Genomic DNA, 26,934 nt, shown 5'->3' with positions numbered 1-26,934 from the left:
GATGCCCCCTTCCTGTTGCTTAAGGATCGAAACAATCTGCGTCTCGCTGAACTTGGTTTTTTTCATCAGTTTAAAATTAAGTGATATTCTCCAATTTCAAACTGTCTGTGGTTTAGGGATACTTACATGTTTTTACAAAGTTATTTCAATGTTGGGTTGTAAAATCTCCAAGTATGATTTGCAGGTCGAAGATCAGGGTTATATATCAATATTCATCAAGGATGCACATCCGCATCATCAACTCATCGTGCAGTCATTTTATGAAATTCCTGATAGGATAGCGGTTTCGAAAAATCCGGAACTTTGATCTTTTGCACGGAATGTATGCCATCATCCCATCCCTACCTCAATCAACAGCACTCCAAACAATACAATTACCCGTCGTGGATTTTACCTGGATGAGCCGGTAGTATTTGGAATAGAGCATATTGCCGGCAGGACATATTGCTGTGGCGCGGACGATCAGCGTTTTGTATTTCTGGGTGAGGCTGTCGGGGACGGTGTAGGACTGGGTCGCGGTGGTTTCTTCGATCGTCCGGTCGTTGCCAGACCAGCCTTTTGCTGCGGAATCTTTGACGGCAATTACCGTCCAGTCCAGACTTAGGGACTTGTTTGCTACCGTAGCCGTCAGTTTTAAACCCTGACCTGTGTTGCAACTTTGGTCGGCGGTGATGAGGGATGGGGCCTCGCAACCATAGGGTTTGAGTTCGCTGTCATGGCATGAAAAAACAATCGAAAGCAGAATCAGAAACAGGCCGCTAAATTTTCCAGACTTCATTTTATTCTATTTTTTGGTAAAAACTAAATTTAAATCGCCCATCCCAGGCCCAGTCTCACAGTACCCTGCCCCGATTTCGCGGTCGGGCCGGTTTTCAAAGTGTTCCAGCTCCATGAACCGTAAATGTCAAAATACACTCGCCGGAAAAGTGTTTTTTGAAAACCTAAAACAGCACCGGCGCCCAAGTGTTTGAAAAAAGCTTTTTCCAGTCCAAGCTCAGAGTCAAAATTGATATATTCTGCCAGCGGCCCGACATAGATGCCCGACAGGTTATTGCCGCCCAGGCCTCTTCTCGCCATATATTTTTGCAAAAAATAATACCGGATTTCCAGCGAAGGTTGCACCTGGGAAACGCGGTCTTTGAAAGTTGGATAAACCGTCGTCGGGAGCAGATGGTTGTTCCGATAATCGACATTGACCTGCACATTCACCGACAGCGGCGATTCCTCGATTTTTCGCTCGTAACCAAATGCCAGATTTGCTTTTTTGATTTTGGAAGAAAGATAAATGCCCGGCCACTGGATTTTCCACTGTTGGTTTAACTCCTCGTCACAGCGCAAAATCTCGCAAAATGGTGGATTGGAAGTTCTTTTCCAGTCTCCAAACGCGCCGCCGAGGCTGATGTGGGTTGATAATGCTACGTCTTTCACTTCTTGCAGCGCCAGACCTGGCTCATTCAAAAAGTAATTATTTTGATACTTCTGATAATCCAGCCCGACCGTAAACTCAATCCGGCCATCATTGAACAACCGCCGCTGTACGCCGAAAAGCAGTCCTACACTTCGCAGCGAAAGTACCTCGGTGGCTTGCCTGACGCTATTATTCCATGAAAATGCAAGAAAGTTTCCGCTGAAATTGTTCGCGTTTTTCCCTGCCCTGATCCTTTTGTTCATATCAAAATACCAGCGTGCCTGCACATTCGCGGCGTAAGTATTGAGGCTTTGCGGGTTACCGGGGGTTTTATTGGTAATGTTAAAATTGGCGCCCAAAGAAAATGCCGGCGTCACTTTAAACTCGTAGCCAGCCTCGGCAGTAAGCACCCCGATCCGCCCCGGACGCAGGAAAATTCCATTGACGGGTGAGATTGCGGAGCCATATTTGAACATGTGGCGCGTCGGGATTTTGGTCATAAAAACCGCCTCATACTGATCAATAAACCGCTGACTGACTGCCGACGTATCCTGCTCTTCCGAGAATGTAATGTGCGTTCCGTCCTGCCCGTAAGCCGAAGCGACGGACAGAAAAAGCAGCACAATTAGCAAACGAAATTGGATTGCAGCTGTCATGTCTGACAAGTTTTTGAATGGAGTAACCCTGCACGCCAAAAAGAGGCAGGCCGAACAAAAAATGGTTGTATAGGGTTAAAAATATTATTATTCAACATCCTACTCAGTTATGTCTATTACAAAAGAATCGGATCTGGAAGGCATGCAAAATGCCAGCGAGGCGGTGGCTTATACCTTGAAACAAATGACGGATTACGCCCAGCCGGGCATGACTACCAAGGAGTTGGACGAATTTGGCGCCAAGATATTGGCTGGCTTTGGCGCGAAATCGGCCCCGAATGCGACTTACGGTTTTCCGGGCTGGACGTGCATCAGCGTTAATCAGGAATTTTGCCACGGGATCCCTTCTTCGCGGAAATTAAAGGAAGGCGATCTGATCAATATCGATGTTTCGGCTGAATTGAATGGTTTTTGGGCAGATAATGGTGGTTCGTTTGTGCTGGGAGAAGACATTCACCGTCATCAGAAACTTGTGAATGCTTCGAAGGAAATCCTGATGAAAACGCTTCAAAATATCAAAGGAGGTGTCAAAATCTCCGATACCGGTTACCTGATGGAATCGGAGGCGAAAAAACGGGGCTTCAAAGTGATCCGAAATCTGGGCGGCCACGGCATCGGCCGGGGACTGCACGAGCAGCCCAACGAGCTCATGAATTTCCGAAATAAAGCCGATCAGCGGCGTTTCAAGAAAAATTCTGTCGTCGCCATCGAAACATTCATTTCAACTACTTCATCTTACGCAACCGAGCTGAAAGACGGCTGGACGATGGTTGGAAATAATGGTGGTTTTATGGCGCAGCATGAGCATACGATTGTTGTTACGGACAATGCGCCGATTATTCTGACGAAAATGAACGAGATTTTTGGGTGAAAAGAAATTCGGACGTAGTTGACTTCCGCGTCCTGAATGTCTGACTTAAAAACCAAACCCACGCGCTCATGCTGAACTTCACAACATTCAAAAATTACCTCTTTTTTATCGTTGCGGCGACTTTATTGCTGTCGTCCTGCAAAATGACGCGGCCAACATTGCCTGCCAAGCTGATCAATGAAACGCCCACTTCGGTTGTCTTTTCCGCTGACGGCAATCTCATTGCGGCTGGCGTGTGGGGCGGCGTGCGCGTGTGGGAAATGTCTTCGGACCATTACAAAGATTACCCGGCCAAAATGAAAAACGAGACGCCCAAAAATGTCAGTTTTTCGCCCGACGGCTCCCGCATTGCAGCAGGCATCTGGGGCGCAGTCCGCGTTTGGGAACTGAATTCGAAGGAATACAAAGATTATCCAACGAAATTAAGAAATGATACACCCGGCAAAACCTATTTCTTCCCAGATGGAAAATGGGTCGCCGCGGGGATCTTCGGCGCTGTCCGCGTCTGGAACCTGGAAGATGGCGCGTTCAAGGATTATCCACTCAAACTGAGAAACGAAACCCCAGACGCAATCGCCATTTCACCGGATGGCAAGACGATCGCGACCGGGACATTTGGCGGTGTGATGAAGTGGCATGTGGAGCCGTTTTAGAATTCTAACACAGCCACCGGCTTCTTCTTCCAATCAATGTCAATCATCCAATAATTCAAAGACATTAAAATGCCCCCTACCGCGTGCCATTCAACCGCAGGCCAACGGATAACCCGAGCTGATTGGGCCGCGCTTTGATGCTGGGCTGGTCGGTTTGGACTTTCATAAAATGGTATTCGAAATACGGCCCGATCGTCAGGTCGGTTTTGGCGTTGAGCATTATTTTCTTACCGGCGGAGATATTTCCGGAAAGAAAATTTTGGCTGCCCGCCTGCAAAGGACGGGCGTAGGCAAACCCAAATTGCCCGAATGTCCGACCCAGGTGCCGGCTTTTGAAATTGAGCTGCTTGTTCACTCCCACTCCTATGATATCCAGCTTGTTAGCCACGGTTTGCGCCACGCCCAGTCGCTCGAAAACGTATTTTTTAGAAGCATATTCGTCGGCCTTGAATTCGTCTACCGCAAAAACATATTCGGCTTTCCAGCGCAGGTGGCTGTAATTCAGCAACACCTGGAACCCGCCAGCCTGGACCCCCGCGCTAAATTTATACCCAAGGTTTCCTACCGAGTTGGGAAAAGAAACCTTCAAAATACGCGATTGTGCACTGGGCAGCAGGTAAATGCTCTGAAAAGTATGGGTCGCAACCACATTGAAAAGCCAGGCGTAGGATTTAGATTTCACCGGGTCGATTTTCGGAATGTCCAGTTTTTCCCAGACCGATTTGGTTTCTTCTTCTGCCACGACCGCCGCTGCTGCTGAATCCGGCGTACTGTCCGCAATGCCGATTTCCGGAAGCCGCATGGCAACCGGAATCGGCACTACGTTACTGGTAAAGAGAGGATTGACAGGCTTTTCAACGTCAAAAACCGTCCTGTGTTCATCAGGTGGCGGAAGTTGATACGGTAAATAGATAGTGGGTATAGTATTCAAATTTTTCTTTTTCTGATCGGTTTTGGTCACATTTAAAACCGTATTGACAGTAGAAGCTTCCCGATTTTTTACGGTTTTATTCTCCGCATCAGTCACCGTTTTAAGTTTGGTAACCGGCTTTTTGCTGGTGACCGCGTGATGATTTTTATTTTTAGAAAACACCTCATGTCCCGATAAACTGTAAATCCCGAAACCCAGCATCATAAGTAACCCAACCGCCGACAGCAAAATCAGCGGACGCGGTTTCCGGGACTTGCTGCGGAGCGCCTTGTATATTTTCTTATCAACCGACGCCTCAGGCATTTTCTCCAAATTTCCCAGCGAATTTTGGAGTGCCTTTTGAATGGCATCGTTCAATTCATCTTCATAAGAGTTCATGTTGTGTGATTCCTTTTTGTTCTAACTTTTTAATAAGAAGATTGCGCCCCTTCGACAATTGGGAGCGGGACGAAGCTTCCTTAATACCCAGCAAATCAGCAATTTCCGAATGTTTATAACCGTCCACAAAATGCAGGTTAATCACGATCCGGTACCCGTCGGGCAGTTCGTTAATCGTTTCTAAAAGTACATTTACATCCAATTTTCCGGGCAGTGTCAAATGATCGCCGCTCTCCCAGTCCATCTTCGAATCTTCCAGGTTACTGCTTAATGTTTCCTTCCGCGTCACCTGATTATAGTAGTCGATCGCGTGACGGATCATGATCGTTTTTACCCAGCTGTCAATCGTTTGCGGGTTCTGAATGTCTTTTATTTTGGTAAAAATCTTTAAAATCCCTTCCTGAAAAATATCCTCCGCCTCGGCCACCGTGCGCGCATACCGGAGACAGACGCCCAGCAGCTTGCTTTTATAGCGGTCGTAGAATGCCACCTGCGCCCGTGAATCCTGTTTTTGACAGGCCTCCACCAGTTCGGTTAATTCCCAGTGATGCTTTTTTGACTTAAATAAGGCCATTCGAAAATTTGTCGAAACAGGAGGCTGTTTTAGTTGCGGGCTGTCTGGACAACTTCAATCAACAAACTATTTGAAAACATAGGATGAATATTGGTCATAAATGATCTCTCCGGATGTGGCATTGACAAAAACTTCACGCAGCTCGTTGATGAAACTTTTGGTACCTGCTACGCCAGATTGTTTCTGGAAAACGTACCGCACACTTTTCAAACCGTTGAACTGCGATTCAAATGCTACTTCGGTCGGCGTGGTGAAATCTTCGTAGCCCGCAGTAACATTGGCAAGCAATGTGGCGTCGCCAACCTCATTGTTCGGCTTGTTGACGAGCTGGGTACCATCCGAATTTTTGGCGATCCAGATCAGCTCCCCGGCATCATTGAAAATCACCGGATAGAGCTGCGACTGCGGCTGGATAAAATAAACTTTCTTGCCCTCCGCATTCACATTGACGGTTATCTTACTGTCTGCCAGCGGTATAGAATTATCGGCACAAAATGCTACTGTACTGGCCGGCAGGTCTGCGGGTTGCAGGGAGTAGCTTTCTGCCGGAAAACCCGCGATTAATTTTACAATGTGCCAATCGTTCAGGATATAATAGTTCAGGAGGTACGATTTTCCGTCGAGCACATACTTCATTCTCGCTGTGCTGTCGGTGGATTTTTCCATGAGCTGCAAACCGGAAATCGTCCCGCCCTTTACTTTCAGCTTGTCTGTCAGCGATTTATATAATGTAATGTTATTCGATTCTTTGTAAACATCCGCTACGATGGCGATGGGACTGACCTGTGTTTCGAATTTGCTGGCGTTACTTTCAAATCCTGCTTTCCAGAGTTTGTCCTTTAATAATGTTTTAAATAGAAAATTCCCCGCGTCGGGATAAGCCGTTTTAATTGCCGTGATTGTTGCCTCGGGAACCGTTTCCGTGTCCGGCTCCTGAATGTCGTAAACCTTGTTGCACCCGACCAACAGCCATAAAATAGCGGCGGTGAGGAGCGGGGATAAACGTTTTGAATTCATTTTTCTTGATAAAAACTGGGTGGTGTAAGGCATTCCGGAAGTATGCCGTGGTAAGCAGACCGGATAGTTGGCAAATAACGTTGCCTGATTTCGATTTTTTTAAAAGTATAAATTCGTATCCGCTTTATTTGGTCAGGCAACGCCGTGTGCGAAAGTACCGGTCTAAGGATCAATCGTCACAACAACCCCTGAAACAATGAGATTTTTTTCAATACTGGCCCTGGGCTTTTTGATTTTGCAAGGCTGTAAAAAAACAAATGTCACGCCCGATCCGCCCCTTCCCGAGCCGACTATCGAAATCCCGCAGACTGTAAAGGAGCTGATATACAAAGCCTATCCCACGGCCGGCGAGTTGAAAAATGCCAGAGAGCTGGAAAAAGACAAGGTGTACGAAGTTTCTTTCCGGATGGGTGAGAAGGATTATTCGGTCATTTCGAGCCAGTCGAACATTTTGCAATCCAGCCGGATGTCCGGGGAAGAGGTGCCGGAATCGGTCGTTGAGCGGGTTCAGAAATTGTCGATCAAAGGCGGTGTCCTGAGTAATTACCGGACCGTCACCATTGCCAACGGAGGCGAGGCTGATGTAGCCGATTATTTGTTGAATGGTTTCAAATATGTCGCCCGGTTTACGCCCTATGCCGTCTACCTCAACCCTTTTGAAAAAGATTATTACACCAAAAACACTGCGGACCTGCCGGAGGGCGTCCAGCAATTTATCGCGCAAAGAAACAAGCCTAACCCCACATTCATCAACACATTGACCAACCTGAATGAGGCCAGCAGGAACTTCATCATCAAAAACAACGAGCTGACTTTCAGCGATTGCCGGGTGCTGGTAATGCCCGACGGGACCAATGCGTACGAGGTGAGCGTCAACTATTTTGGAACGACCCATCTGACTATTTCCTTCAACGCGGACTCAAAAGTGAACTGGGTGGCATCTTTTAACCGGCTGAAAAAATTTGAGCAGGATTTTAATGGTACGCCGGCACTCTGGGCACCAAACCTGACGACGCAGGAAATTTCTTACTTCCGCGATGTACTGGCCGGATCATCGCACTTCCTGGGTTTCAATCTGGACAATTTTCTCAATTTCGAGCGCAGCTACCGCAATGAATACGAAGATGTTAAATGTTATGAATTGCAGTTGAACAACAATAAAAACGAGTTCTGGTACCTGAGGTTTAGTGCGGACAAGAAGCTGATTTATTCGTTTTATAATTCCAATTACTAATCATTTAACCTTGATCGCGATCGGGCTTTTCACCTGCTGCGCGAACATTTTCAGGTAATCAAACCACGCCCCGCTGCTGCTGATCCTGCCTGCCTTGTCCCAGGCGCCTCCGGTATAGTAAGTAAGTGTTTCGCCGGAGGCTACGTCCAGCCGCGCCAGCCCGTGGGCATATTTTTCAAACATTGACCTAGGTAATGTTGGAAAAACGCATCCGATACCGAGCGTACCATCATCACCGTGACGAGGCTCCCAGTATCCCAGCACGCCCGCGGTTTCATCCAGCAGCAGCGAACTTTTTTCAGCGCGCAACGTAATGCCGACTACGACCGGCAGCTTGTTTTTGAATGAATGCTGCATCCTTACCTGCACTTTGCTGAGCTGTGAACCGGCGTCAAGGGAAACAGTCCGCTCCTCGTGAACCGTGGTTCCGTTAAACGTATGGGGATCAAAGTTTACGCGAAATGTGGCGCGGAGCGGGCCGTTATCGAGGATTTCGTAGCTGCGGTAATTGTGGATAAACTGGATGGAATCTTTCAAAAACACACCGATATCGCCCGCGCCCAATGTTAGTCCAACCTGGTAATAATCCAGTCCTTCGCCATGGTCTTTGTGGTAATCATTTTGCTTGTACCATTTATCCAAAACCAGGTCCGAAGTACGCTTGGCCCAGATATCGGTCCCGTAGGCATTGTCCGCCCTACCATTTAATGCCGCCCCATAAATCCGGAATGCAATCCGGTCATTTTCCCAGGCAAAATCATCAAACCGCTCAGGTACAAACCGACAGAAAGCTTTCGGGACGACGGGCGCTGGTTTTGCTTTTTTAAATGTGATGGTAACCGACTTTTTTGCCTCGATAGAAAGCTGGACTAAAAGATTCTGAACATTGCTTTTGCCCTGCCTTTCAAGCTGATAGGGAATATTCTCACCTCCTGACAAAACTTGCAACTGCGTCGTATCAATTTTTGGATATGCTTTCAAAACCGTTTTCCAGGGAATTTCTATGACGGTTTCAGTCACTGCCCGCTCGCCAGGATTGTACAGCTCAATGCCCGATTGCGCAAAAAGCTGTGCGGTCAGAAGCAAATTAATCAGCAAAATCATCGTCATTCTCATGCTATCCTTTGGCTTGTGTTAAAAGTAAAGATAGGAATGCGCGGTTTGCTGCGCGGGTCAAATTAGATTTTTATTATAATCCCTCAAATCGACTTTTTGGATCGCTGTAACTCCCGCTAAGTTGCTTGCTTTGTAAAAGTTTAATGACCGAGGTTATGACATTATACAGCCTTGCTGTTCGCGTCAAAGAAATTATTGACCTGCGGACCGAATACGAAGAAACCAAAGACCAGCAAATTCTGCTGAGCCTGAATGACAGAAGCGGCGACCTGAATATGCTCGCCGACAGTATTATCAGTGCATATCAGATCGCCGGCGTCGGTGAAACACACGAGGTGTTTGTGGATGTGGATGAATTTGGCTGCTAGTTTTTCAACTAAGCTTCAATCCCAATTTCTTCCCGTGCCTGCTGTGCTGCGGCTACCATGTTTTCCAGGGCAGCTTTGGTCTCGGGCCACTTGCGGGTTTTGAGGCCGCAGTCGGGGTTTACCCAAAGATTTTGTGCAGGCAGAAGTCCGGCCGCTTTTTTGAGCAGCGAGGTCATTTCCTCCGTCGTCGGTACGCGCGGAGAGTGAATGTCGTACACACCCGGCCCGATCTCGTTCGGATATTCAAAATGTGCGAAGGCCTGCAACAATTCCATTTGCGAGCGCGATGTTTCAATCGTGATTACATCGGCATCCATCGCCGCAATGTGCTCGATAATGTCATTAAACTCGCTGTAACACATGTGGGTATGGATTTGCGTACGGTCCTGCACGCCGCTGGCCGTGATCCTGAAAGCCCGCACCGCCCAGGCGAGGTAATGTGCACGTTTCGATTTCCTTAGCGGCAAACCTTCCCGGATCGCCGCCTCGTCGATCTGGATGATGCCAATGTTTGCTTTTTCCAAAGCCAGTACCTCGTCATGGATCGCCAAAGCAATCTGATTGGTCGTCACATCACGCGGCTGGTCGTCGCGCACAAAGGACCATTGCAGGATCGTGACCGGGCCAGTGAGCATACCCTTCATCGGCTTGTCGGTTTGCGCCGCTGCGAATGTGCTCCACCGCACCGTCATATCTTTCGGGCGACTGATATCGCCGTAAATCACCGGCGGCTTCACGCAGCGTGAGCCGTAACTTTGCACCCAGCCGTTTTTTGTAAACAAAAATCCGTCGAGCTGCTCGCCGAAATACTCCACCATATCATTCCGCTCAAACTCGCCATGCACCAGCACATCGAGCCCGATTTCTTCCTGCCAGCGTATCGATTCGATCGTCGCTGCTTCGATCGATTTTTCATATTGCTCAATCGTCAGATCGCCTTTTTTGAACTTTGCACGCAGCTGGCGGATATCATCCGTTTGCGGAAAAGAGCCGATGGTCGTGGTGGGGAAAGCGGGCAGATTAAAGCGCTCGCGCTGGATTTCCTGGCGTATCGGAAAAGCACTCGTACGCGTGGAATCAGCGTCGGTAATGCTGCTAACCCGATCTTTTACAACCTGCTTGTGTACTTTCTGCGAAGCACGTCTGCTCGCCAGCGCGGCTTTGTTGGCTTCCAGTAAAGCATTATTCCCCTCAAAAATTTGCTTCAATTCTTTCACCTCATGCAATTTCTGTTTCGCAAAAGCCATCCAGTTTCTGATCTCCGGATCTATTTCCGTTTCCAGTTCCAGGTCAATCGGACTATGCAGCAGTGAGCACGACGGCGCCAGGATCACGCGATCAGCACCTAGTTTTTCAACTGCTTTGTTGATCAGGCTGAGCGATTTTTCGTAGTCATTTTTCCAGACATTCCGTCCGTCCACGACGCCAAGGGAAAGTATAAGCTGGTCAGGGATCAGGGCCAACACCTCGTCCAGCTGCTCCGGGGCACGCACCAAGTCAATGTGCAATGCTTGTACAGACAAGTTTACAGCGAGTTGCGTATTGTCCAGCAATGCCTCGAAATAGGTGGCTACGAGCAATTTCACCCCGGTAACCTGCTCCGCAATGCTGCGGTAGGCATATTCAAATGCTTCTTTTTCCTTTTTGGTCAAATCAAGTGCCAGGGTCGGCTCGTCGAGCTGGATCCATTTTGCTCCGAGTGCGGCCAGGCGGTTGAATATTTCAATGTAAACCGGTACCAGGTTTTTGATCAGGTCGGCGCGCTCAAAACCTTCTTCTTTTTCTTTGCCCAATAACAAATAACTCACCGGCCCGAGGATCACCGGCTTCGCTTTTTGGCCCAGCGTCTGCTTCGCTATCTTGAATTCATTGAAAATTTTCTCGCCCGACATGCGGAATTCCTGGTCCGCTTTAAACTCCGGCACAATGTAGTGGTAGTTGGTATCCAGCCACTTGGTCATTTCCATGGCCGTAATGTCCAGCCCGTTTTTCTGGTAGCCTCGCGCCATCGCAAAATACAGGTCCAGCTCATCGTCCGACTGCGCCTGCACTGCCTCGTAACGCTGCGGCACCGCGCCGAGTAGAATGCTGGTATCCAAAGTCTGATCGTAGTAGCTGAAATCATTGCAGGGGATGAGGTCAATGCCGGCTTCGAGCTGCGTCTGCCAGTTTTCTTCCCTGATTTTCTGTGCAACCTCGTGTAAGTCAGTTGCATTGATCTTTCCTGCCCAAAATTGTTCAGAAGCTTTTTTAAGTTGTCGTTGCCCGCCAATCCGCGGATAGCCCAGATTTTGTGTTAACATTTCCTTGTTTGTTTTGTAAAAAAGTCAAAGGATGAATTATCTGGGCAAAACTATAAACGGTAAATTTATTCTCTACAAATGTTTCAAAATGGAGATATATGATGGAAAATTAACCTAATTAACCAGATTTTTTATCGGTTTGAATATTTGCAGACATTGAAAAACAGATGAATTTTCGGGCGGTTTTCGTGCTTGTAAATCCGGAGCTTTACTCCCGAAACTCCACCACCCCATTTTTCATCACCATTTTCATCTCAAAAAGCGACTTCTTAAAATCCTTTTGCAGATCTCCGTTGAATACCGCAATATCCGCCATCGCATTTTCTTTGATGACACCGATCCGGCCCTCCATTTCCAGCGCTACCGAAGCATTGTACGTGGCCGTTTTCAATACATCGGCTGGCGACAAACCTGCCTCAAAGTAGCCCAGGACCGTATGCTTGGCCGTTTCGCCTCTTGGTAGATTAAGGTCCAAATAAGCGTCCGAACCGGCAACAATCATGACGCCTGCCTTGTGCGCCGCTTTAATGCGGTCGTACAAAGGCTGGAAGTTGCTTTTAACCTCTTGTTCGTTGAATGTTATATTCTGGCCTTTCAGGTAGATCATTCTTAGCGCGGCCGAACCATCCGTGGGCACGAGGTATATCCCTCTTTTCGCCATCGTATCCAGGGTTGCAGGCTTGAAGCCGTAGCCATGTTCGAGGCCGTCCACCCCCGCTTCGATGGCCGCGTGCACCGCCCAGTCGCGGTCGCAATGTGCCGTCACTTTCACCCTTTCGCTGTGGGCCGCCTGCACGATCGCCTTCATTTCGTCCCTCGTTAATGTCAGCCTGCCGCCGATGGCGGTGATTTTGATGAGGTCCACACCCCTCGCAATGTGTTCTTTTACAGCCTTCCGCGCTTCTTCCACGCCACTTACCATTGAATACTCCTTGCGCGAATAAGTATCAAATTCTTTTACCGGTATCCCATCCAGCTGGCCGTCCATAGCGCTGATGATCGGGCCCGAAATGATCATTCTCGGACCAGGAAAATCGCCGCGCTCGATCGCCCGGCTCACTTCCAGGTCCAGGTATTGCTCGGAATTCCCCAGGTCGCGAATGGAAGTAAAACCCGCATTCAAATAACTCCGGGCATATCCGACCGCCCTCAAAACCCTCGTTTCGGGAGAATTCATGATACCGTCGAAAGAGAGACTTTCCGTGGGGCCCTGCCGGAAAATCAAATGGGTATGTGCGTCGATCAAACCGGGGGTGACGGTGGCATTGCCGTAATCCAGCACCGTGGTACCCGGCGGCACATCCAGCTTGTCGCCGACTTTTACAATGCTGTTTCCTTTGATCAGGATTTGCCTATTTTTCAGAAACACATTTTTCTCCGAGTCATACATTTGCCCGGCTTTGATGAGGTAATATTTGTCTTTCGACTGGGCGAAGATTTGTTTTGGGACAAGAAATAGGCAGAAGACCATGGCTAGGAAGGCCCTGACAAAGAATATGTTACGCATTTTACTTTGGATTAGGTGAGTTTTAGTACTATTATAAACCGGAAAATCAATTTTTATCCTCTAAAAAAATGACGTCACTATTTAGACAATTCGATCTGACCGGGAAGACGGCGCTGGTCACCGGATGCAAGCGAGGGATTGGCCGGGCGATGGCTTCGGCGCTGGCAGAAGCGGGCGCGGATATCATCGGGGTGTCGGCCAACCTGGAACTTTCCGGCAGTGAGATTGAGGCAGAAGTAAAGGCATTCGGGAGAAATTTCAGGGCGTATCAATGCGATTTTAGAGACCGGGAAGCACTTTATGATTTTATTAAAAAAGTAAAAACCGATTTCCCAGTGATCAATATCCTGATTAACAATGCAGGTTCGATCATGCGGAAACCTGCGCAGGAGCATCCGGACGAATATTGGGATACGATTATCGATACCAACCTGAATGCGCCATTTATTCTCAGTCGGGAAATCGGGCGGGATATGGTGGCGCGCGGGTCAGGGAAAATCATTTTTATGGCTTCGCTGCTGACATTCCAGGGCGGCATCAATGTGCCGGGCTACACCGCAAGCAAGTCGGCGATTGGCGGACTGGTGAAGGCGCTGGCGAATGAGTGGGCCGGTAAAGGTGTGAATGTGAACGCCATAGCGCCGGGATACATTGATACCGACAACACTGAGGCGCTGCGAAATGATCCCGAGCGCAGCACTGCTATACTCGGCCGCATCCCGGCAGGCCGCTGGGGCAATACCGATGATTTCAAAGGCCCAACGGTTTTCCTGGCATCGGCAGCATCGGATTATGTGCACGGCACCATTCTTACGGTTGACGGCGGATGGATGGGCCGCTAACCGACCAGGAAACCGGTATGCTCAGTAAAAAACATTCCATGAATCATTTATACCAGAAAAGACTTTTATGCGCAAAATCGGACTTTCAGCATTGCTGGCGTTTTTGTTGGTGATTTCCTGTATTGCCAGTTCATTTTCCCAAACCAAAAAGGTAATTGCCGCGACCAGCAATAAAGTGGATATCAGGGTCGGGCAGGAATTGCATAAAGGCACCTGGAACATAAACCTGTCTCTGAACCCGGATGTTTTTGATGTATTTGTGAAGAAATCCGGCACGACTGTCACGTTTATTACAGATAAAGATTCTGTCCGATATGACGTGAAACCTGGTGATTATCACGCTTTTGTGATCTTATTAAATGGAAAAGACAGCGCCTTCACGGCGATAAAAGGCATTCTGGACGTTCCGCGAGCTGTGTTTCCACAAGCTTATCAGAAAGCGCATCGGGAGAAAACTTTTGTTGAAATCCCGCGGGTGTACGAACTGATGAATGTGGTGATGGCTTTGACCGCCGAGGGCAAAAAGGACAATGGTATGATCCGAAAAAGCGAGCCTTACTATGCCGAGGTGATGAAATGGTTTGAACCGTTCAGCAAAGAGCCGGTCGTGGCGGAGGTCAATGCGGAAATTGTGAATCCGGATAATTATCATTCGACCAAAATGGATGCGTATGCCTTTGAATTTCAGAGAAAGAAAATTGTCAAAAGCCCGATTTACGATCGGATCGGATTTTCAAATGCCAATAACATTGGTGCGTTGCTCCCTGGCTTGCAGGCATTTGCGGATAAGAGCAAGTTTCTTGATTTTTATGCAAAACACCAGCCTTACTATAACAAGCTGATCGGAAATTACCGCGATTCGGTTGGGGTGGCGGACATGCAGAAGTGGCTGGTGCGCAACTTTCCTTCGACACGCTACGATTCTTTCAAGATCATTTTTTCTCCGCTGGTGAGCGCCAATCAGTCTGCTACCTGGTTCGACTATGATGGTTTCAGAGAGGCGCAGGCGCACGTTAACTATCCTTTCCGCAGAAAAAATTCACAGCCGACGCTTTCGGAAAAAGCCTTGCTGGTGGCTGACGGAAACATTGTTTTTACTGAATTAAACCACGCATTCATCAATCCGGAAAGTGAAAAACCGGCTTATGCCGCACGGATTGAAAAGGCATTTACTAACATGGCGACCTGGAATGATCCCAACAAGCCGGCGAAATATTACAACAATCCCTACGCTTCATTTAACGAATACATGAACTGGGCGCTGGTATGCATTCGCTACGTAGATTTTGCGCCGGAAAACGAGCAGGTGCAGCTCATTCAGGAGACCGAAAAAAAACTGGTCGAATCGCGCGGATTTCTCCGGTTTGCGGAATTTGATCAGTTTCTTGTGCAGCTTTATAAAAACCGGAAGCCGGGGCAGGTGATGGCTGACTTGTACCCTGAAATTGTAGGGTGGTTTGAGAAAAATCAATGACCTGATCCGGACTGGTACCATTTTGGGAAAGTGGCGCAGAGCATCTATTTTAGCTGAATGATACATATACTGCGTTCGTTTTGCCTGATGCTTCTTACTAGCGTCTTTTTTTCATCCCATATTTTTGCCCAGAATGTTCCTGCCAAAATGGACCTGTACCTGCTGATCGGGCAGTCTAACATGGCCGGGCGTGGTAAGGTCGATTCACTATCCATTCCCAAAAATCCGGAGATCTGGTTCCTCGACCGCAATGTGGAATGGAAAATGGCGGCTGATCCGCTGCATTTTGACAAGCCTGCCGTGGTAGGCGTGGGGCCGGGACTGGCATTTGCCCAGGAGATAGCGGCTCGCCGACCGGAAATGCCGGTGGGACTGATCCCCTGCGCGGTAGGCGGCAGCAGCATCGACGACTGGCAGCCTGGCGTAAGGCATGCGCAAACCGGCATTTACGCCTGGGATGAAATGCTGGAACGTGTGAAAGCAGCCATGAAAAATGGAAAGATCAAGGGGGTTATCTGGCACCAGGGTGAATCCGACAGCACGCCGGAGAAGAAAAAGGAATACGAAGCCAAACTGGAAGCATTTTTCAAAAGACTTCGCAGCGAATTGGACCTTAAAAAGACCCCGATCATCCTGGGTACTATCGGCGATTTTTATGTAGCTAAACATCCCGACGCCGTCGAAATCAACAAAGCCATGCACCATTATGCGGCCTCGCACAAAAATACGTATGTCATTTCCTCGACCGGATTAACAGATATGGGTGACGAGACGCATTTCGATACGGCTTCTGCCCGTGAGCTGGGCCGCCGGTATGCCTCTAAGTATCTGAGTGTTTCTAAAAAGAAATAAATCCTGACCGATGCTCATCAACAAACAAGTTTCTGTCAGTTATTTTATCAATCTGATCAAGTGGGATGTGCTGGCCATCACGTGCTATGCCACGATGACGGGCGCGATGGACCATTACTCGATTTTTCGGGGATTGACTGTTCCGCTGGCGCTTTCGGGGCTTGTCGGTACGCTGGTTTCGCTGCTGCTGGCATTTCGCACGGCGCAGTCTTATGAACGCTGGTGGGAGGCGCGACAAGTGTGGGGCGCGATTGTGAATGATAGCCGCACATTGATCCGCCAGCTGATCCAGTTTATGCCGGCGGGTACCAATAAACAGAATGTAATCAGTGAGTTTGCGGTGCGGCAATCGATGTGGTGTTTTGCGCTGGCAGATAGCCTGCGCCGCGTTCAGCTCTCACCGCAAGTAGCTGATTATGTGGATGCCCATGACCTGCGGCACGCCCACGTAACCAATCAGCTTTTAACCCGGCATGCGGAAAGACTGGCCGCATTGTCAGACGAATACCACATTGACCCCATCAAACAAACGCAGATCGACGGCACGATAACCCGGCTGACGGATGCGATGGGAAAGTGCGAGCGGATCAAAAACACCGTTTTTCCCCGCTCGTACAGTATGCTGATCCACTTTCTGATCTACTCGCTGATGACCATCCTTCCTTTCGGGCTGGACGACAACAATGCCGTCCTGGAAATCCTGCTGGTAATTCTGGTACCTGTTCTTCTGATCGCTATCGAAAAAACCGCCATCGTGATGCAGGACCCTTTTGAAAACCGGCCGACCGATACGCCGATGACGACGCTATCGATCAACATTGAGAAAAACCTCATGGAAATGGCCTCACTCACCGCGCCGGAGCGGTATGGCAATGTGGGCAGTTACTATTTGTTGTAACCTGAAATATTACTTCCAGCCTCCGCCTAAGCTCCGGTAAAGATCTACCCGCGCCGTCAGCGACTGACTTTTAATGTACGCCAGATTCAGCTCAGCCTGCAACGCATTTCCCTGCGCAGTAATCACTTCCAGGTAATTGGCCATATCGCTTTGATACAGCATTTGTGCATTGGCGATGGCTTGTTTCAAAATACCTACCTGCCGGTCGGCGATGGTTTCCTGCTCTTTCAGTTTCTGGGTTTGGACCAAAGTATTGGAAACCTCCCCTACTGCATTCAGAATCGATTGTTTGAATTCAATCACCGACTGCTCGCGCTCGATTTTAGCTACCGCAAGGTTTGTTTTCAGCTGACCTCTCGCAAAAATGGGCCGGGCGATGGTACCCGCTGCAATCCCGAACAAGGAGCCTGGAATGTTGAACCAGTTGCTCGACCGGAACGATTCGATACCCGTACCTGCCGAAATCACGAGTGACGGATACATACTCGCCTGCGCCACGCCCAGGTTGGCATTCGCGATCACAATGTTCAGCTCGGCGGCACGAACATCCGGGCGGCGTGACAGCAATGCTGCTGGCACGCCGGTACTCAGGCTATCCCCGGACTGAAAATCAGCCAGCTGCACTTTGCGGGTGACGGCTGCGGGCATTTGGCCGGTGAGGATTTGCAGGTTGTTTTCCTGGATCGAAATGTCCTGTTCCAACTGCGGGATCAGCAGTAACACCGACTCACGCTGGGCTTCGGCTTGCTGGATCGAAAGTGAATTTACTTCACCAGCATCTTTCAAAAGCCGTGTCAGCTTCAACGTGTTATCGCTTAGTTCCAGGTTGTGACGGGCTACTTCCAGCTGTTTATCCAACATTAAAAGATTAAAAAAACCTCTGGCAATGTCGGCTACCAGGCGCGTCTGCACGGCATTTCTGGCTTCCTGTGTTTGCAGGTAAGTGGCTAATGTGGCTTTCTGCTGGTTGCGGATCTTTCCCCAGATATCGGCTTCCCAGGATAAAGTGATCCCGGCCGAGTAGTTTTCAATGTGTTTGGAACCGAGGAAGTTACTCGCACTGATCCCGTTCAAACTGTTACTCGAAGGACGGTTGTATTGACCGGTAACATTCAGATCAAGGCGCGGGAGTTGCAGCAGGCGCGCCTGCTTGGCACGCTGCTGCGCCACGTCGATGCGTTTGATCGCAAGTTGCAGATCGTAATTATGAGTAATGCCCCGCTCGATCAATGTTTGCAGCGTGGTGTCAGTGAAAAATTTCTTCCACTCCACATCGGCGACGGTCGCCGTGTCGGCAAATGTTACCTGCCGGTAATTATCGGATATCGCAAGCTCGGGCCGCTGGTAATCCTTGGTGACCTTGCATGAAGCAAGGAACACCGTCAGCAGCAAAGCGGGCAAAAAGTGAATATTTATCTTGTTTTTCATGAGTTTCAAAATGTAGGGTCAACTAGTGCGCGGGTTCAATGAGCGGCTTTGCGGCTGGTTGTACCGGCGGCACTTTTACTACTTTTTCCTGCAAATACTGGAAGATCACGTAGAGCACCGGGATCACAAAAATCCCGAAAATAACACCCGTCAACATACCTCCCACGGCGCCGGTACCGATCGAGCGGTTACCTAATGCAGATCCACCGGTAGCGCGCATCAGCGGCAGCAAGCCCACGATAAAGGCAAATGAAGTCATCAAAATTGGGCGCAAACGCAGCCTGGAAGCTTCCAGGGCGGATTCGATGATCGTCATACCGGCTTTGCGGCGCTGCACGGCGTACTCAATGATCAGGATCGCGTTTTTAGCCAAAAGACCGATGAGCATGATCAAACCTACCTGCACGTAAATGTTATTTTCAATGCCCATCCAGTTGATAAACAGCATGACGCCAAATACGCCCAGCGGGATTGTTAAAATTACCGCAAAAGGCAGGATGTAGCTTTCGTACTGCGCTGCGAGCAGGAAGTAAACGAACACAAGGCTCAAAACGAAGATCAAAATGATCTGTGAACCTGCATTGATCTCCTCCCTCGTCATACCTGTCCATTCGGTGCGGTAATTGTTCGGCAACACCTCCTCGGCCGTTTCTTTCACGGCGCGGATCGCGTCCCCGGTACTGTAACCAGGCTTCGGCGTACCGTTGATCATTACCGCATTATACAGGTTGTTACGCGTCACCGTTTCAGGTCCAAAAACCCTTTTCATAGTCACCAGCTGGTTGGCTGGCACCATTTCGCCCTGCGTATTTTTAATATAAATACCATTGAGCGACGCCGGATTGGCGCGGTAACTCGGGTCGGCTTGCGCCATCACGCGGTAGTATTTCCCAAACCTGTTAAAGTCTGACACAAAGCTGCTACCGTAGTAAATCTGCAAAGTTTGCAGCAACTCATTCACCGGAACATTCAGCTGTTTGGCCTTGGCATTATCCACTTCCAGCATGTACTGCGGGTTACCCGTCGCGAAAGTCGTAAATGCATAGGCGATCTCTTTTTTCTGCATCAAAGCACCCAGGAATTTGTTCGTAGTAGCGCTCAGTTTTTCCAGCGAACCGTTTCCACGATCTTGCAGCATAAATTCAAAACCGCTGACGTTACCAAAGCCATCCACCGTCGGGAAGGTGAAAAAGAAAGCATTGGCATCATTCACGGCCCGTACCTGCTGCGACATCATTGCCACAATCTGGTTAAACTCCTTCACGTCGCCGCGCTCTGCTTGGGGTTTCATGCGGATAAATCCGACCCCGTAAGGCGATGCATTGGAGTTGGAAATGATGTTCATCCCTTCCACAATGTAGCGTTTGTCGGCGATCGGCGATTTTTTCACAATGCTATCCACCTGCGCCATCGCCTTGTGCGTACGGTCGAGCGAGCTGCCCGGAGGCGTGTTCAGGGCGTACAACAAGAAGCCCTGGTCTTCGGTCGGGATAAAGCCGGTCGGCGTTTTCTGTGTGAGCCAGAATGTAGTCCCGGTAATGACCAGCAAGCCTACTATGGTCACCCACTTGCGTTTGATTAAAAATTGTAAGCTCCGGACATACCGGTTGGTCATATTTTCAAAAGCCACATTGAATGCTGCGAAAAATCGCGCCGAGAATCCTGCACGGACGAGTTGCAGGTTGCCGGTATGTTCTTCTGCATGCGGATTTTTCAAAAGTAAAGCACAAAGCGCAGGACTGAGCGTCAACGCATTCAGCGCGGAAATCAAAATGGCTATCGCTAATGTAAATGCAAACTGCCGGTAAAATACCCCGGCCGGGCCTTGCATAAAACCGACGGGGACGAATACCGCGGCCATCACCAGGGTGATCGAAATGATCGCGCCGGAAATTTCGTTCATACTCTCAATCGTGGCTGGTTTGGCCGCCAGACGCGACCGCTCCATCTTCGAGTGCACCGCCTCCACCACCACAATCGCATCATCGACGACGATTCCAATCGCCAAAACCAAAGCAAAGAGTGTCAGGAAGTTGATCGTAAAACCAAACAACTGCATGAAGAAGAATGTACCCACAATCGCAACCGGGACCGCGATGGCCGGGATCAATGTCGAGCGGAAATCCTGCAAAAACAGGAACACAACCAAAAACACGAGGATAAATGCTTCAAACAATGTGGATCTTACCTGGTTGATCGAGTCGTCGAGGAAGTCTTTCGAGTTGTACATAATGGTTGTTTTCACACCCTTAGGCAGCGATTTTTCAAAATCTTTCAGCAAAGCCTCGGCCTGGATCAGGATATCATTGGCATTCGTACCGGCAGTCTGGAAAATGGCCACACCGGACGATGGGTTGCCATCCAGTTTTCCGTTGGACGAATAAGTATAGGAGCCGAATTCTACCCGCGCTACGTCTTTCAGCTTCACGACGGAACCATCGCTGTTCGCTTTGATGATAATGTCCTCGTACTCTTTGTTTTGCGTGAGCTTTCCTTTGTATTTCAAAACATATTCAAAAACCTCCGTGCTCGCTTCACCCAATCTTCCGGGCGCTGCTTCCAGACTTTGCTCGCGGATCGCGCCGGTCACTTCCTGGGGCGATAACCCGTAGGCAGCCAGACGATCGGGTTTCAGCCAGATCCGCATCGAATAGTCACGTGTACCAAAAGGCTGCGCCTGTCCGACCCCGGGTATACGCTGCATCTGCGGCACGAGGTTGATTTTAATATAATTCAACAAAAACGTCTCGTCATAAGTAGTATCCTCGCTCGAAAGCGCCACGAACATAATGATACTGTTCTGCTGCTTTTGGGTAGAGATACCGGCCTGCACCACTTCCTGCGGAATCTGGCTTACGGCTTTGGAAACGCGGTTTTGAACGTTTACAGCGGCAATGTCGGGATCAGTGCCCTGCTTGAAATACACATTCAGTGCCATCGTACCATCATTGTTGGACGATGACGTCATATAGGTCATATTCTCCACGCCGTTTACGGCTTCCTCGATAGGCGTGGCAACTGCGCGGGCTACGACCTCCGCGTTCGCTCCCGGATATACGGCCGTCACCTGTACGGTGGGCGGCGCGATATCGGGAAATTTAGTAATAGGAAGCGTAGTAAGTGAAATGATCCCCAGCAAAAGTATGAGTACGGAGATCACTGTCGAAAGGACGGGCCTTTCTATGAATCTTTGAAACATGATGTGGTGTTTTTTGTAAACTTTTACGTCAAATCGGGTTCGCGCTCAGCAAGCTATCCATTGACATTTTCTGCGGGTTGATCGCCATGCCGTCGCGGAGCCTGTCCAGACCATTATACACGATCTTTTCGCCTGGTTTTAAGCCTTTTGAGATCAGATAGTAGCGTCCGCTGCGGTCGGAAACCGTTACCGGCCGGCCTTCTACCTTGTTGCTGTCGAGCACGGTGTAGACGAACACCTTATCCTGCATTTCGAAAGTCGCTTCCTGCGGGATCAGCACAGATTTGGTCAGCTCACGCGGGATCCTGATCTTACCGGTATTGCCTGAACGCAGCATTCCGTTCACATTAGGAAAGGTAGCACGGAGCTTGATGGCACCCATGGTTTTGTCAAACTGCCCATCCACGATCTCGACTTTGCCTTTTTGCGGATACACACTATTATCAGCCAAAATCAGGTCAACGGACGGTATCTCCTTGATTTTCTGCTCAATAGTACTCCCTTCAAATTGCTTTTTAAAGTCGAGAAAATCCAGCTCGCTCATCGAAAAGTAGACGTGGATATCTTTGGTTTCTGACAAAACGGTCAGTGCTTCGGCATTGCCTTTCCCAACCAGACTTCCGGTTTTGAAAGGTATGGTACCAATGTAGCCGTCGGCGGGTGCTTTCACGGAAGTGTAGCCGATGTCGATTTTGGCAGCGTCCACCGCAGCCTGTGCAGACGAAACATTGGCCGCAGCAGCATTATAGGCCGCTTTCGCTGTTTTTAACTGCACATCAGATACTACATTATTGGCTACCAGCGGCGTCAGCTTATCGACATTAATTTGCGCACTTTCCAGTGCCGCTTTGGCCGAAAGTAATGTTGCGTTGGCGGTATTCAGTTTTTCGCGGTACGGGCGGGGATCAATGTGGAACAAAACCTGTCCTTTACGCACATACGCGCCTTCATCTACTGAAATTTTATCGAGATAACCATCCACCTGCGGACGGATTTCAATGTCGCGGCTGCCTTCTACGGAAGCGGTGAATTCGCGGTAAGCGGTTACCTGGTGGTCGCTGACGGTCAGCACCGGTAATGTTTGAGCGGGCATTGCGCCTGGCGCGCCGGCATTGTTTGCGTTACTTGACCCGCAGCTGTAAATGCCTGCGGCCAATGTGGCTAATAAAATGAACGTACTGAGCCTTTGCAAGGAGTGAATTTGCTTCGTTTCCATGGTTGTAGACGATTCTTTTGTGGTGAGAGACTATGGTTTGCGCCTGGTAGCGCGGTTACGTTAGCTAACAGTGTTAGCGGAAAGGAAAAAAAATTACAGGTTTTTGATGAATGCCTCTACGGTTTCATCGAGTACTTTTTTGTTCATGGTGCTGTCATCGATATCTGAACATCGCATCATGACTATGGAGATAAGTCCGTGAACAACAGACCAGAAAGCATAGGTACGGAAACAAACTTCCGACTCGTCTTTCTTCTTATCCTGAGCGATTTCCTCGATGGCGTCACCGATGTGGTCGCGGAAAGTATTGAATTCCGGCTTGATCTTCCCTGGTCCCGAACAGGGCATTCCAAGACCGTACATCAGCTGGTAATACTCCGGATTTTTGAATGCAAAATTCCAATAAGCGTCTGCGTAGGCTCTGAGCCGCTGAAATGGATCCGGATATGCCCGCTTGTTTTTTTCCAGCGTGCGTTGCAGTAACCGGAAACCATCAAGAGAAAGTTCAAAAAGAATGTCCTCTTTATTGGCAAAATGATCGTAAATAACCGGCACGCTGTATTCAATGGCATCGGCGATTTTACGGATAGAGAGAGACTGCCAGCCCTCGTCCTTGACCAGCTGCAATGCGACCGCCATGATGGTCGTCCGCATATTCTCTTTTTGCCGTATTTTTCTTTCCAGAATTCCCATTGATTCCTCCCATTCACCTAACGATGTTAGCAAAGGTAAAGGCGTTTTTTTATTTTGTCAAGGGTTTTATTTAAAGTAGCAGGTGCTTCATGCAGAACATTTAAATGTTCTTGATTTTATCTATAAAAAAAGAGGACGCCTTATATAATATAAGGCATCCCCTTCATTCTTAACATATTCTTAACCTTACAAATCGAGACCCTGTCTTCTCAGACGTTCCTCATCGGTAAGATCTTCCACATCTACCTCGGTGCTGCGCAGGGTTTCGTTGATGATTTCCTCACGCTCGTCCACGGTTTTGCTCAGGCTAACTTCCTGGATTACACGCGCTTCTTTGCTCACCACCGGAATTTCGGCATATTCCTTCATTTCAATGGTTCCTTCCTGGAAAGTATCGAACTCCGAACCTGTCGCGATCCGGTCTACCGGCGTACGGTTAATGGTTACTGTTTCCTGACGTAAACGAATGCTTTCCTGTACGGGACGCTCGATAATACGGCTGCGCAGACGTACGCCACCTGTTTCAATTTCACGCTTGCTTACGGAAAGCTCTTCCTCGATTACCGGCAAAGACGCTTTTTCGTCCTCAGACACATATACCTCATCCGTTATCGGATTCGACGGCGTTGTATATCCTTGTTCCGCAGGTGAATAGCTGTCTACTTCGGTTGGATAACTTGGATTAACGCCGGTGGAATAGCTTGGGTTAATTTCCGTGGAGTAGCTTGGGTCAACAGCGGTATAGCCGGTAGCAACCGTTCTGTCGGTTTCGGTGATATCGTCTGTATCGCTGTATTGATTAATTGCAGCGTCATTATCCGTTGCAGCATATCCGATACCGGCAGTAGCGTATGGCGTTTCCGGGTCGGTATAAGAAGTGTTTGTACCAGAAATGTTCGTACCAGAATAGCTGGTATCCGCATCGGAGTAGCTATTTGTCTTGTCGGCATCCACATCCAGCGCGCCAAACTGATCCAGTATTCTTGCAGCCGTGTGCGCTTCCTCGCGGTCCACAGCATGTACGGTTACGATCGTATTTCTTTTTCCAGCCTCTGAGTAACGTTTTGTATCATCCTCGTCGCCATCAAAAAGGTTGCTGAAAAAGTTTCCGATACGGTCGCCCAGGTCGTGTTCTTCTTCAACTACTTCTGAATCCGATTTGTAGGTAGCCGTTTTAATGTCTACATCTCCATCGGCAAATCCGTTTGCCAGCAAAAAATTCTGCGCTTCCTGCGCATCGCTTTCGCGCTCAAAAATTCCAACTACTGTATTTGCCATGATTTCTCCTTTTTTGGTTTTTAGTTGAATTGATTCCGCCGCGTTTCTAAATATCCGTGCCGGAAGTTTCTCTGTTGATGGTAATTTCTTCCTTCTTCAAAATTTCAGAATACGTTTGTTGATCCTGGTGCTGCCGTTTTGTGATGTGAAGTTCCTCCACCAGCATAAGCCTTTTTTCCACAACCAAAACTTCCTTCATCACCGACACAATCGTCACATCGCCTTCCTGCCGTACAGCAGGGGGAGCCGACTCTACATATTGGTTAATCGGTTTCCGCTCCACAACCACCTCGTCGCGGGTCGCGGTCACATCGATAAAGTCTTCTTCTTCAAAAACCTGTTTCGATATGACCACTTTCCCCGTCTCGACGCGCTCGTTGGTAACAACCAGTTTCTCCTGGATTACCGGGATTACCCGGCTCTCTTCAATCGGAAAACCGTCGTTAATGCGCTCATTGTCTTGTCCTTCCATGGACATTAATATCGTTTTTGATATCTGTCCACAGTCGCTTTGGTACTCTCGGCAAGATCGTCAACCGTACCTTTAGCTTTATCGGCCAGGCCGTCCACTGCGCCTTTGGTTTGCTCCGCTACAGAGTCGAGCTTTTCGCGGGCCGCATTTACCGAGTCAGTCGCCTTAGCCTTGGTTTGCTCCCATTGATTTTTAAGATTGTCTTTTTGCTGGTCAGCCAGGTCTTTTAAATGCTGACGCGTTTCAAAGCCAGATTTTGGCGCATACAAAATAGCCGCAGCCGCACCTATCGCAGCGCCAATCAGCATACCCATGAAGAATCCACCGTTGTCAGAATCTTCGTCTTCGTAATTTTCATGTTTTGAGCTCATCACATTTAAAGTTTAGCGTACGCCAAACTGCGAGCCAAAAACGTGCCAAAACCGAAATTCCTGAGGTTTAGTTTTGAGGTTTGTTTGAAGTGAATGTTGTTAAATGGTTCATTTTAAGCCTCTACGGCGCGCTCCTGCACACTTTTCAGCACTTCGTAACTGTGAATGCGGGCGTCGGGGTTGTAAATGTGGCTGGTTACCATCAACTCGTCGAGCTGGGTATGTTTTTGAAAATAGGCGAGATCGGTGCCCACTCTTTTACGGTCGCCGATGAAAGTGTATTTCATCATTTGTCTCACCGCGGCCTCTTCGTATTCTCCCCAGAGTCCATCCATGCTGTCGACGGGCGGTTGCAGGGGGCGTCGTCTGCCGGTAATAATTCCGGTGGCAAGCTGGAAAAATGAGGTAGCCAGCCGCTCGGCTTCTTCATTGGTGTCGGCGGCGATCACATTGATGCAAGCCATCACATAAGGTTTGTCCAGATAGCGCGACGGCCGGAAATTAGCACGGTACAAATCAATCGCAGTCATAAACTGATTGGGCGCAAAGTGGCTGGCAAATGCATAAGGCAAACCCAAATGTGCGGCCAGTCGCGCGCTGTCGGTGCTGGAACCCAGGATCCAGATCGGAATATCCAGGCCTTCTCCGGGGATCGCGCGCACTTTGGACGTACTATTCTCGCTGGAAAAATAGGTTTGTAATGCCATCACATCGTCCGGAAAATCGTGGGCCGATTCCATGTAGTTGCGGCGCAGTGCGCGTGCAGTTACCTGGTCCGTGCCAGGTGCTCGCCCCAGCCCCAGGTCAATGCGGCCGGGATACAGCGAAGCAAGCGTACCAAACTGCTCAGCCACCACCAGCGGCGCATGATTGGGCAGCATAATGCCCCCGCTACCGACCCTGATCGTATTCGTCCCGCCGGCAATGTACCCGATCAGCACCGAAGTCGCCGAGCTCGCTACACTTTCCATATTATGGTGCTCGGCGAGCCAGTAACGTTTGTACCCGAGCTCTTCCACCCGCTGCGCAAGCCGGAGACTGTTTTTGAATGTTACGCCTGCATTATTCCCTTCCGTGATCGGCGCGAGATCAAGAATCGAAAAAGGTATATCCTGAATAAGTTTGTCTGCCATGATTTTGTCAGCTAAAAGTTGCTTCTAACAAAATGGTTTCGGCAGCGTGGTAGTTCCCTCGC

25 protein-coding genes are annotated in these 26,934 nt (G+C 49.0%); 9 read left to right on the top strand and 16 right to left on the bottom strand.

The window, feature by feature from the left end:
* A partial coding sequence (locus FEN17_RS27520) for a hypothetical protein (RefSeq protein WP_205748174.1) occupies positions 1-307 on the top strand: 307 nt, incomplete at its 5' end.
* A 39-nt stretch (positions 308-346) separates the two neighbouring features.
* Here the strand turns inward: FEN17_RS27520 and FEN17_RS19085 are convergent.
* Positions 347-778 (bottom strand): hypothetical protein, encoded by a 432-nt coding sequence (locus FEN17_RS19085; RefSeq protein ID WP_138366901.1) that lies wholly within the window; start codon positions 776-778, stop codon positions 347-349.
* 29 nt (positions 779-807) lie between these two features.
* The gene (locus tag FEN17_RS19080; protein WP_138366900.1) at positions 808-2,064 is read right to left on the bottom strand and encodes a hypothetical protein; all 1,257 of its coding nucleotides are present in this window, start codon (positions 2,062-2,064) and stop codon (positions 808-810) included.
* 109 nt (positions 2,065-2,173) lie between these two features.
* Between FEN17_RS19080 and map the strand changes: the two genes are divergently transcribed.
* Both map and FEN17_RS19070 read left to right on the top strand, forming a co-directional pair.
* Positions 2,174-2,935, top strand: coding sequence for a type I methionyl aminopeptidase (map, locus tag FEN17_RS19075; RefSeq protein ID WP_138366899.1), 762 nt, complete (start codon positions 2,174-2,176; stop codon positions 2,933-2,935).
* Between the two features lie 68 nt (positions 2,936-3,003).
* Positions 3,004-3,588 (top strand): WD40 repeat domain-containing protein, encoded by a 585-nt coding sequence (locus tag FEN17_RS19070; protein WP_138366898.1) that lies wholly within the window; start codon positions 3,004-3,006, stop codon positions 3,586-3,588.
* A gap of 76 nt (positions 3,589-3,664) precedes the next feature.
* Here FEN17_RS19070 and FEN17_RS19065 read toward each other — a convergent pair whose 3' ends face one another.
* The 3 genes from FEN17_RS19065 to FEN17_RS19055 all read right to left on the bottom strand — a co-directional run bounded on the left by FEN17_RS19065 (position 3,665) and on the right by FEN17_RS19055 (position 6,488).
* Complete coding sequence (locus tag FEN17_RS19065) at positions 3,665-4,897, bottom strand: hypothetical protein (RefSeq protein ID WP_138366897.1); 1,233 nt, start codon at positions 4,895-4,897, stop codon at positions 3,665-3,667.
* Positions 4,884-5,471, bottom strand: coding sequence for an RNA polymerase sigma factor (locus tag FEN17_RS19060; RefSeq protein ID WP_138366896.1), 588 nt, complete (start codon positions 5,469-5,471; stop codon positions 4,884-4,886). The genes FEN17_RS19065 and FEN17_RS19060 overlap by 14 nt, the downstream gene beginning before the upstream one ends.
* A 66-nt stretch (positions 5,472-5,537) precedes the next feature.
* Positions 5,538-6,488 (bottom strand): hypothetical protein, encoded by a 951-nt coding sequence (locus tag FEN17_RS19055; RefSeq protein ID WP_138366895.1) that lies wholly within the window; start codon positions 6,486-6,488, stop codon positions 5,538-5,540.
* Between the two features lie 196 nt (positions 6,489-6,684).
* On the opposite strand from FEN17_RS19055, the gene FEN17_RS19050 reads away from it, so the two are divergent.
* Positions 6,685-7,722 (top strand): hypothetical protein, encoded by a 1,038-nt coding sequence (locus FEN17_RS19050; RefSeq protein ID WP_138366894.1) that lies wholly within the window; start codon positions 6,685-6,687, stop codon positions 7,720-7,722.
* Here the strand turns inward: FEN17_RS19050 and FEN17_RS19045 are convergent, their stop codons facing one another.
* On the bottom strand, positions 7,723-8,838 hold the full coding sequence (locus tag FEN17_RS19045) for a BT3233 family polysaccharide utilization protein (protein ID WP_138366893.1): 1,116 nt from the start codon (positions 8,836-8,838) through the stop codon (positions 7,723-7,725). It abuts the gene before it with no gap.
* Positions 8,839-8,993: 155 nt separating this feature from the next.
* On the opposite strand from FEN17_RS19045, the gene FEN17_RS19040 reads away from it, so the two are divergent.
* A complete protein-coding gene (locus FEN17_RS19040; protein WP_138366892.1) occupies positions 8,994-9,206 on the top strand; it encodes a hypothetical protein in 213 nt (70 codons plus the stop codon).
* An 8-nt stretch (positions 9,207-9,214) separates the two neighbouring features.
* Here the strand turns inward: FEN17_RS19040 and metE are convergent, their stop codons facing one another.
* A complete protein-coding gene (gene metE, locus FEN17_RS19035; protein WP_138366891.1) occupies positions 9,215-11,509 on the bottom strand; it encodes a 5-methyltetrahydropteroyltriglutamate--homocysteine S-methyltransferase in 2,295 nt (764 codons plus the stop codon).
* 208 nt (positions 11,510-11,717) lie between these two features.
* Complete coding sequence (locus FEN17_RS19030) at positions 11,718-13,016, bottom strand: amidohydrolase family protein (RefSeq protein WP_138366890.1); 1,299 nt, start codon at positions 13,014-13,016, stop codon at positions 11,718-11,720.
* Between the two features lie 68 nt (positions 13,017-13,084).
* Here FEN17_RS19030 and FEN17_RS19025 point away from each other — a divergent pair, with 68 nt between their 5' ends.
* The 4 genes from FEN17_RS19025 to FEN17_RS19010 all read left to right on the top strand — a co-directional run bounded on the left by FEN17_RS19025 (position 13,085) and on the right by FEN17_RS19010 (position 17,082).
* Entirely contained in the window at positions 13,085-13,858 is a 774-nt protein-coding gene (locus FEN17_RS19025; protein ID WP_138366889.1) for an SDR family NAD(P)-dependent oxidoreductase, read from the top strand.
* Positions 13,859-13,925: 67 nt separating this feature from the next.
* Positions 13,926-15,332 (top strand): DUF4932 domain-containing protein, encoded by a 1,407-nt coding sequence (locus FEN17_RS19020; protein WP_138366888.1) that lies wholly within the window; start codon positions 13,926-13,928, stop codon positions 15,330-15,332.
* Positions 15,333-15,389: 57 nt separating this feature from the next.
* The gene (locus tag FEN17_RS19015; RefSeq protein ID WP_229208883.1) at positions 15,390-16,184 is read left to right on the top strand and encodes a sialate O-acetylesterase; all 795 of its coding nucleotides are present in this window, start codon (positions 15,390-15,392) and stop codon (positions 16,182-16,184) included.
* Between the two features lie 10 nt (positions 16,185-16,194).
* The gene (locus FEN17_RS19010) at positions 16,195-17,082 is read left to right on the top strand and encodes a bestrophin family protein (RefSeq protein WP_138366887.1); all 888 of its coding nucleotides are present in this window, start codon (positions 16,195-16,197) and stop codon (positions 17,080-17,082) included.
* 9 nt (positions 17,083-17,091) lie between these two features.
* On the opposite strand, the gene FEN17_RS19005 is transcribed toward FEN17_RS19010, so the two are convergent.
* The 8 genes from FEN17_RS19005 to FEN17_RS18970 form a co-directional block, all read right to left on the bottom strand.
* Positions 17,092-18,510 (bottom strand): efflux transporter outer membrane subunit, encoded by a 1,419-nt coding sequence (locus FEN17_RS19005; RefSeq protein WP_138366886.1) that lies wholly within the window; start codon positions 18,508-18,510, stop codon positions 17,092-17,094.
* A gap of 22 nt (positions 18,511-18,532) precedes the next feature.
* Positions 18,533-21,709, bottom strand: coding sequence for an efflux RND transporter permease subunit (locus tag FEN17_RS19000; protein WP_138366885.1), 3,177 nt, complete (start codon positions 21,707-21,709; stop codon positions 18,533-18,535).
* 28 nt (positions 21,710-21,737) lie between these two features.
* Complete coding sequence (locus tag FEN17_RS18995) at positions 21,738-22,925, bottom strand: efflux RND transporter periplasmic adaptor subunit (protein WP_138366884.1); 1,188 nt, start codon at positions 22,923-22,925, stop codon at positions 21,738-21,740.
* A 93-nt stretch (positions 22,926-23,018) separates the two neighbouring features.
* Positions 23,019-23,651, bottom strand: a complete 633-nt coding sequence (locus FEN17_RS18990) for a TetR/AcrR family transcriptional regulator (RefSeq protein WP_229208882.1) — start codon at positions 23,649-23,651, stop codon at positions 23,019-23,021.
* Positions 23,652-23,804: 153 nt separating this feature from the next.
* On the bottom strand, positions 23,805-24,896 hold the full coding sequence (locus FEN17_RS18985) for a YsnF/AvaK domain-containing protein (RefSeq protein ID WP_138366883.1): 1,092 nt from the start codon (positions 24,894-24,896) through the stop codon (positions 23,805-23,807).
* Between the two features lie 46 nt (positions 24,897-24,942).
* On the bottom strand, positions 24,943-25,368 hold the full coding sequence (locus FEN17_RS18980; RefSeq protein ID WP_138366882.1) for a YsnF/AvaK domain-containing protein: 426 nt from the start codon (positions 25,366-25,368) through the stop codon (positions 24,943-24,945).
* Positions 25,369-25,373: 5 nt separating this feature from the next.
* The gene (locus tag FEN17_RS18975; protein WP_138366881.1) at positions 25,374-25,739 is read right to left on the bottom strand and encodes a YtxH domain-containing protein; all 366 of its coding nucleotides are present in this window, start codon (positions 25,737-25,739) and stop codon (positions 25,374-25,376) included.
* 113 nt (positions 25,740-25,852) lie between these two features.
* A complete protein-coding gene (locus FEN17_RS18970) occupies positions 25,853-26,872 on the bottom strand; it encodes an LLM class flavin-dependent oxidoreductase (protein ID WP_138366880.1) in 1,020 nt (339 codons plus the stop codon).
* Positions 26,873-26,934: the final 62 nt, after the last annotated feature.

The organism is Dyadobacter luticola, from assembly GCF_005860805.1.
In the GTDB taxonomy this organism is placed as follows: Bacteria; Bacteroidota; Bacteroidia; order Cytophagales; family Spirosomataceae; genus Dyadobacter; species Dyadobacter luticola.
This window is presented reverse-complemented; position numbering and strand designations above follow the sequence as displayed.

Excerpts from the sequence above, each read along its gene's own strand:
- FEN17_RS19085 (WP_138366901.1), bottom strand. The coding sequence starts at position 778 with ATGAAGTCTGGAAAATTTAGCGGCCTGTTTCTGATTCTGCTTTCGATT.
- FEN17_RS19080 (WP_138366900.1), bottom strand. The coding sequence starts at position 2,064 with ATGACAGCTGCAATCCAATTTCGTTTGCTAATTGTGCTGCTTTTTCTG.
- map (WP_138366899.1), top strand. The coding sequence starts at position 2,174 with ATGTCTATTACAAAAGAATCGGATCTGGAAGGCATGCAAAATGCCAGC.
- FEN17_RS19070 (WP_138366898.1), top strand. The coding sequence starts at position 3,004 with ATGCTGAACTTCACAACATTCAAAAATTACCTCTTTTTTATCGTTGCG.
- FEN17_RS19065 (WP_138366897.1), bottom strand. The coding sequence starts at position 4,897 with ATGAACTCTTATGAAGATGAATTGAACGATGCCATTCAAAAGGCACTC.
- FEN17_RS19060 (WP_138366896.1), bottom strand. The coding sequence starts at position 5,471 with ATGGCCTTATTTAAGTCAAAAAAGCATCACTGGGAATTAACCGAACTG.
- FEN17_RS19055 (WP_138366895.1), bottom strand. The coding sequence starts at position 6,488 with ATGAATTCAAAACGTTTATCCCCGCTCCTCACCGCCGCTATTTTATGG.
- FEN17_RS19050 (WP_138366894.1), top strand. The coding sequence starts at position 6,685 with ATGAGATTTTTTTCAATACTGGCCCTGGGCTTTTTGATTTTGCAAGGC.
- FEN17_RS19045 (WP_138366893.1), bottom strand. The coding sequence starts at position 8,838 with ATGAGAATGACGATGATTTTGCTGATTAATTTGCTTCTGACCGCACAG.
- FEN17_RS19040 (WP_138366892.1), top strand. The coding sequence starts at position 8,994 with ATGACATTATACAGCCTTGCTGTTCGCGTCAAAGAAATTATTGACCTG.
- metE (WP_138366891.1), bottom strand. The coding sequence starts at position 11,509 with ATGTTAACACAAAATCTGGGCTATCCGCGGATTGGCGGGCAACGACAA.
- FEN17_RS19030 (WP_138366890.1), bottom strand. The coding sequence starts at position 13,016 with ATGCGTAACATATTCTTTGTCAGGGCCTTCCTAGCCATGGTCTTCTGC.
- FEN17_RS19025 (WP_138366889.1), top strand. The coding sequence starts at position 13,085 with ATGACGTCACTATTTAGACAATTCGATCTGACCGGGAAGACGGCGCTG.
- FEN17_RS19020 (WP_138366888.1), top strand. The coding sequence starts at position 13,926 with ATGCGCAAAATCGGACTTTCAGCATTGCTGGCGTTTTTGTTGGTGATT.
- FEN17_RS19015 (WP_229208883.1), top strand. The coding sequence starts at position 15,390 with ATGATACATATACTGCGTTCGTTTTGCCTGATGCTTCTTACTAGCGTC.
- FEN17_RS19010 (WP_138366887.1), top strand. The coding sequence starts at position 16,195 with ATGCTCATCAACAAACAAGTTTCTGTCAGTTATTTTATCAATCTGATC.
- FEN17_RS19005 (WP_138366886.1), bottom strand. The coding sequence starts at position 18,510 with ATGAAAAACAAGATAAATATTCACTTTTTGCCCGCTTTGCTGCTGACG.
- FEN17_RS19000 (WP_138366885.1), bottom strand. The coding sequence starts at position 21,709 with ATGTTTCAAAGATTCATAGAAAGGCCCGTCCTTTCGACAGTGATCTCC.
- FEN17_RS18995 (WP_138366884.1), bottom strand. The coding sequence starts at position 22,925 with ATGGAAACGAAGCAAATTCACTCCTTGCAAAGGCTCAGTACGTTCATT.
- FEN17_RS18985 (WP_138366883.1), bottom strand. The coding sequence starts at position 24,896 with ATGGCAAATACAGTAGTTGGAATTTTTGAGCGCGAAAGCGATGCGCAG.
- FEN17_RS18980 (WP_138366882.1), bottom strand. The coding sequence starts at position 25,368 with ATGGAAGGACAAGACAATGAGCGCATTAACGACGGTTTTCCGATTGAA.
- FEN17_RS18975 (WP_138366881.1), bottom strand. The coding sequence starts at position 25,739 with ATGAGCTCAAAACATGAAAATTACGAAGACGAAGATTCTGACAACGGT.
- FEN17_RS18970 (WP_138366880.1), bottom strand. The coding sequence starts at position 26,872 with ATGGCAGACAAACTTATTCAGGATATACCTTTTTCGATTCTTGATCTC.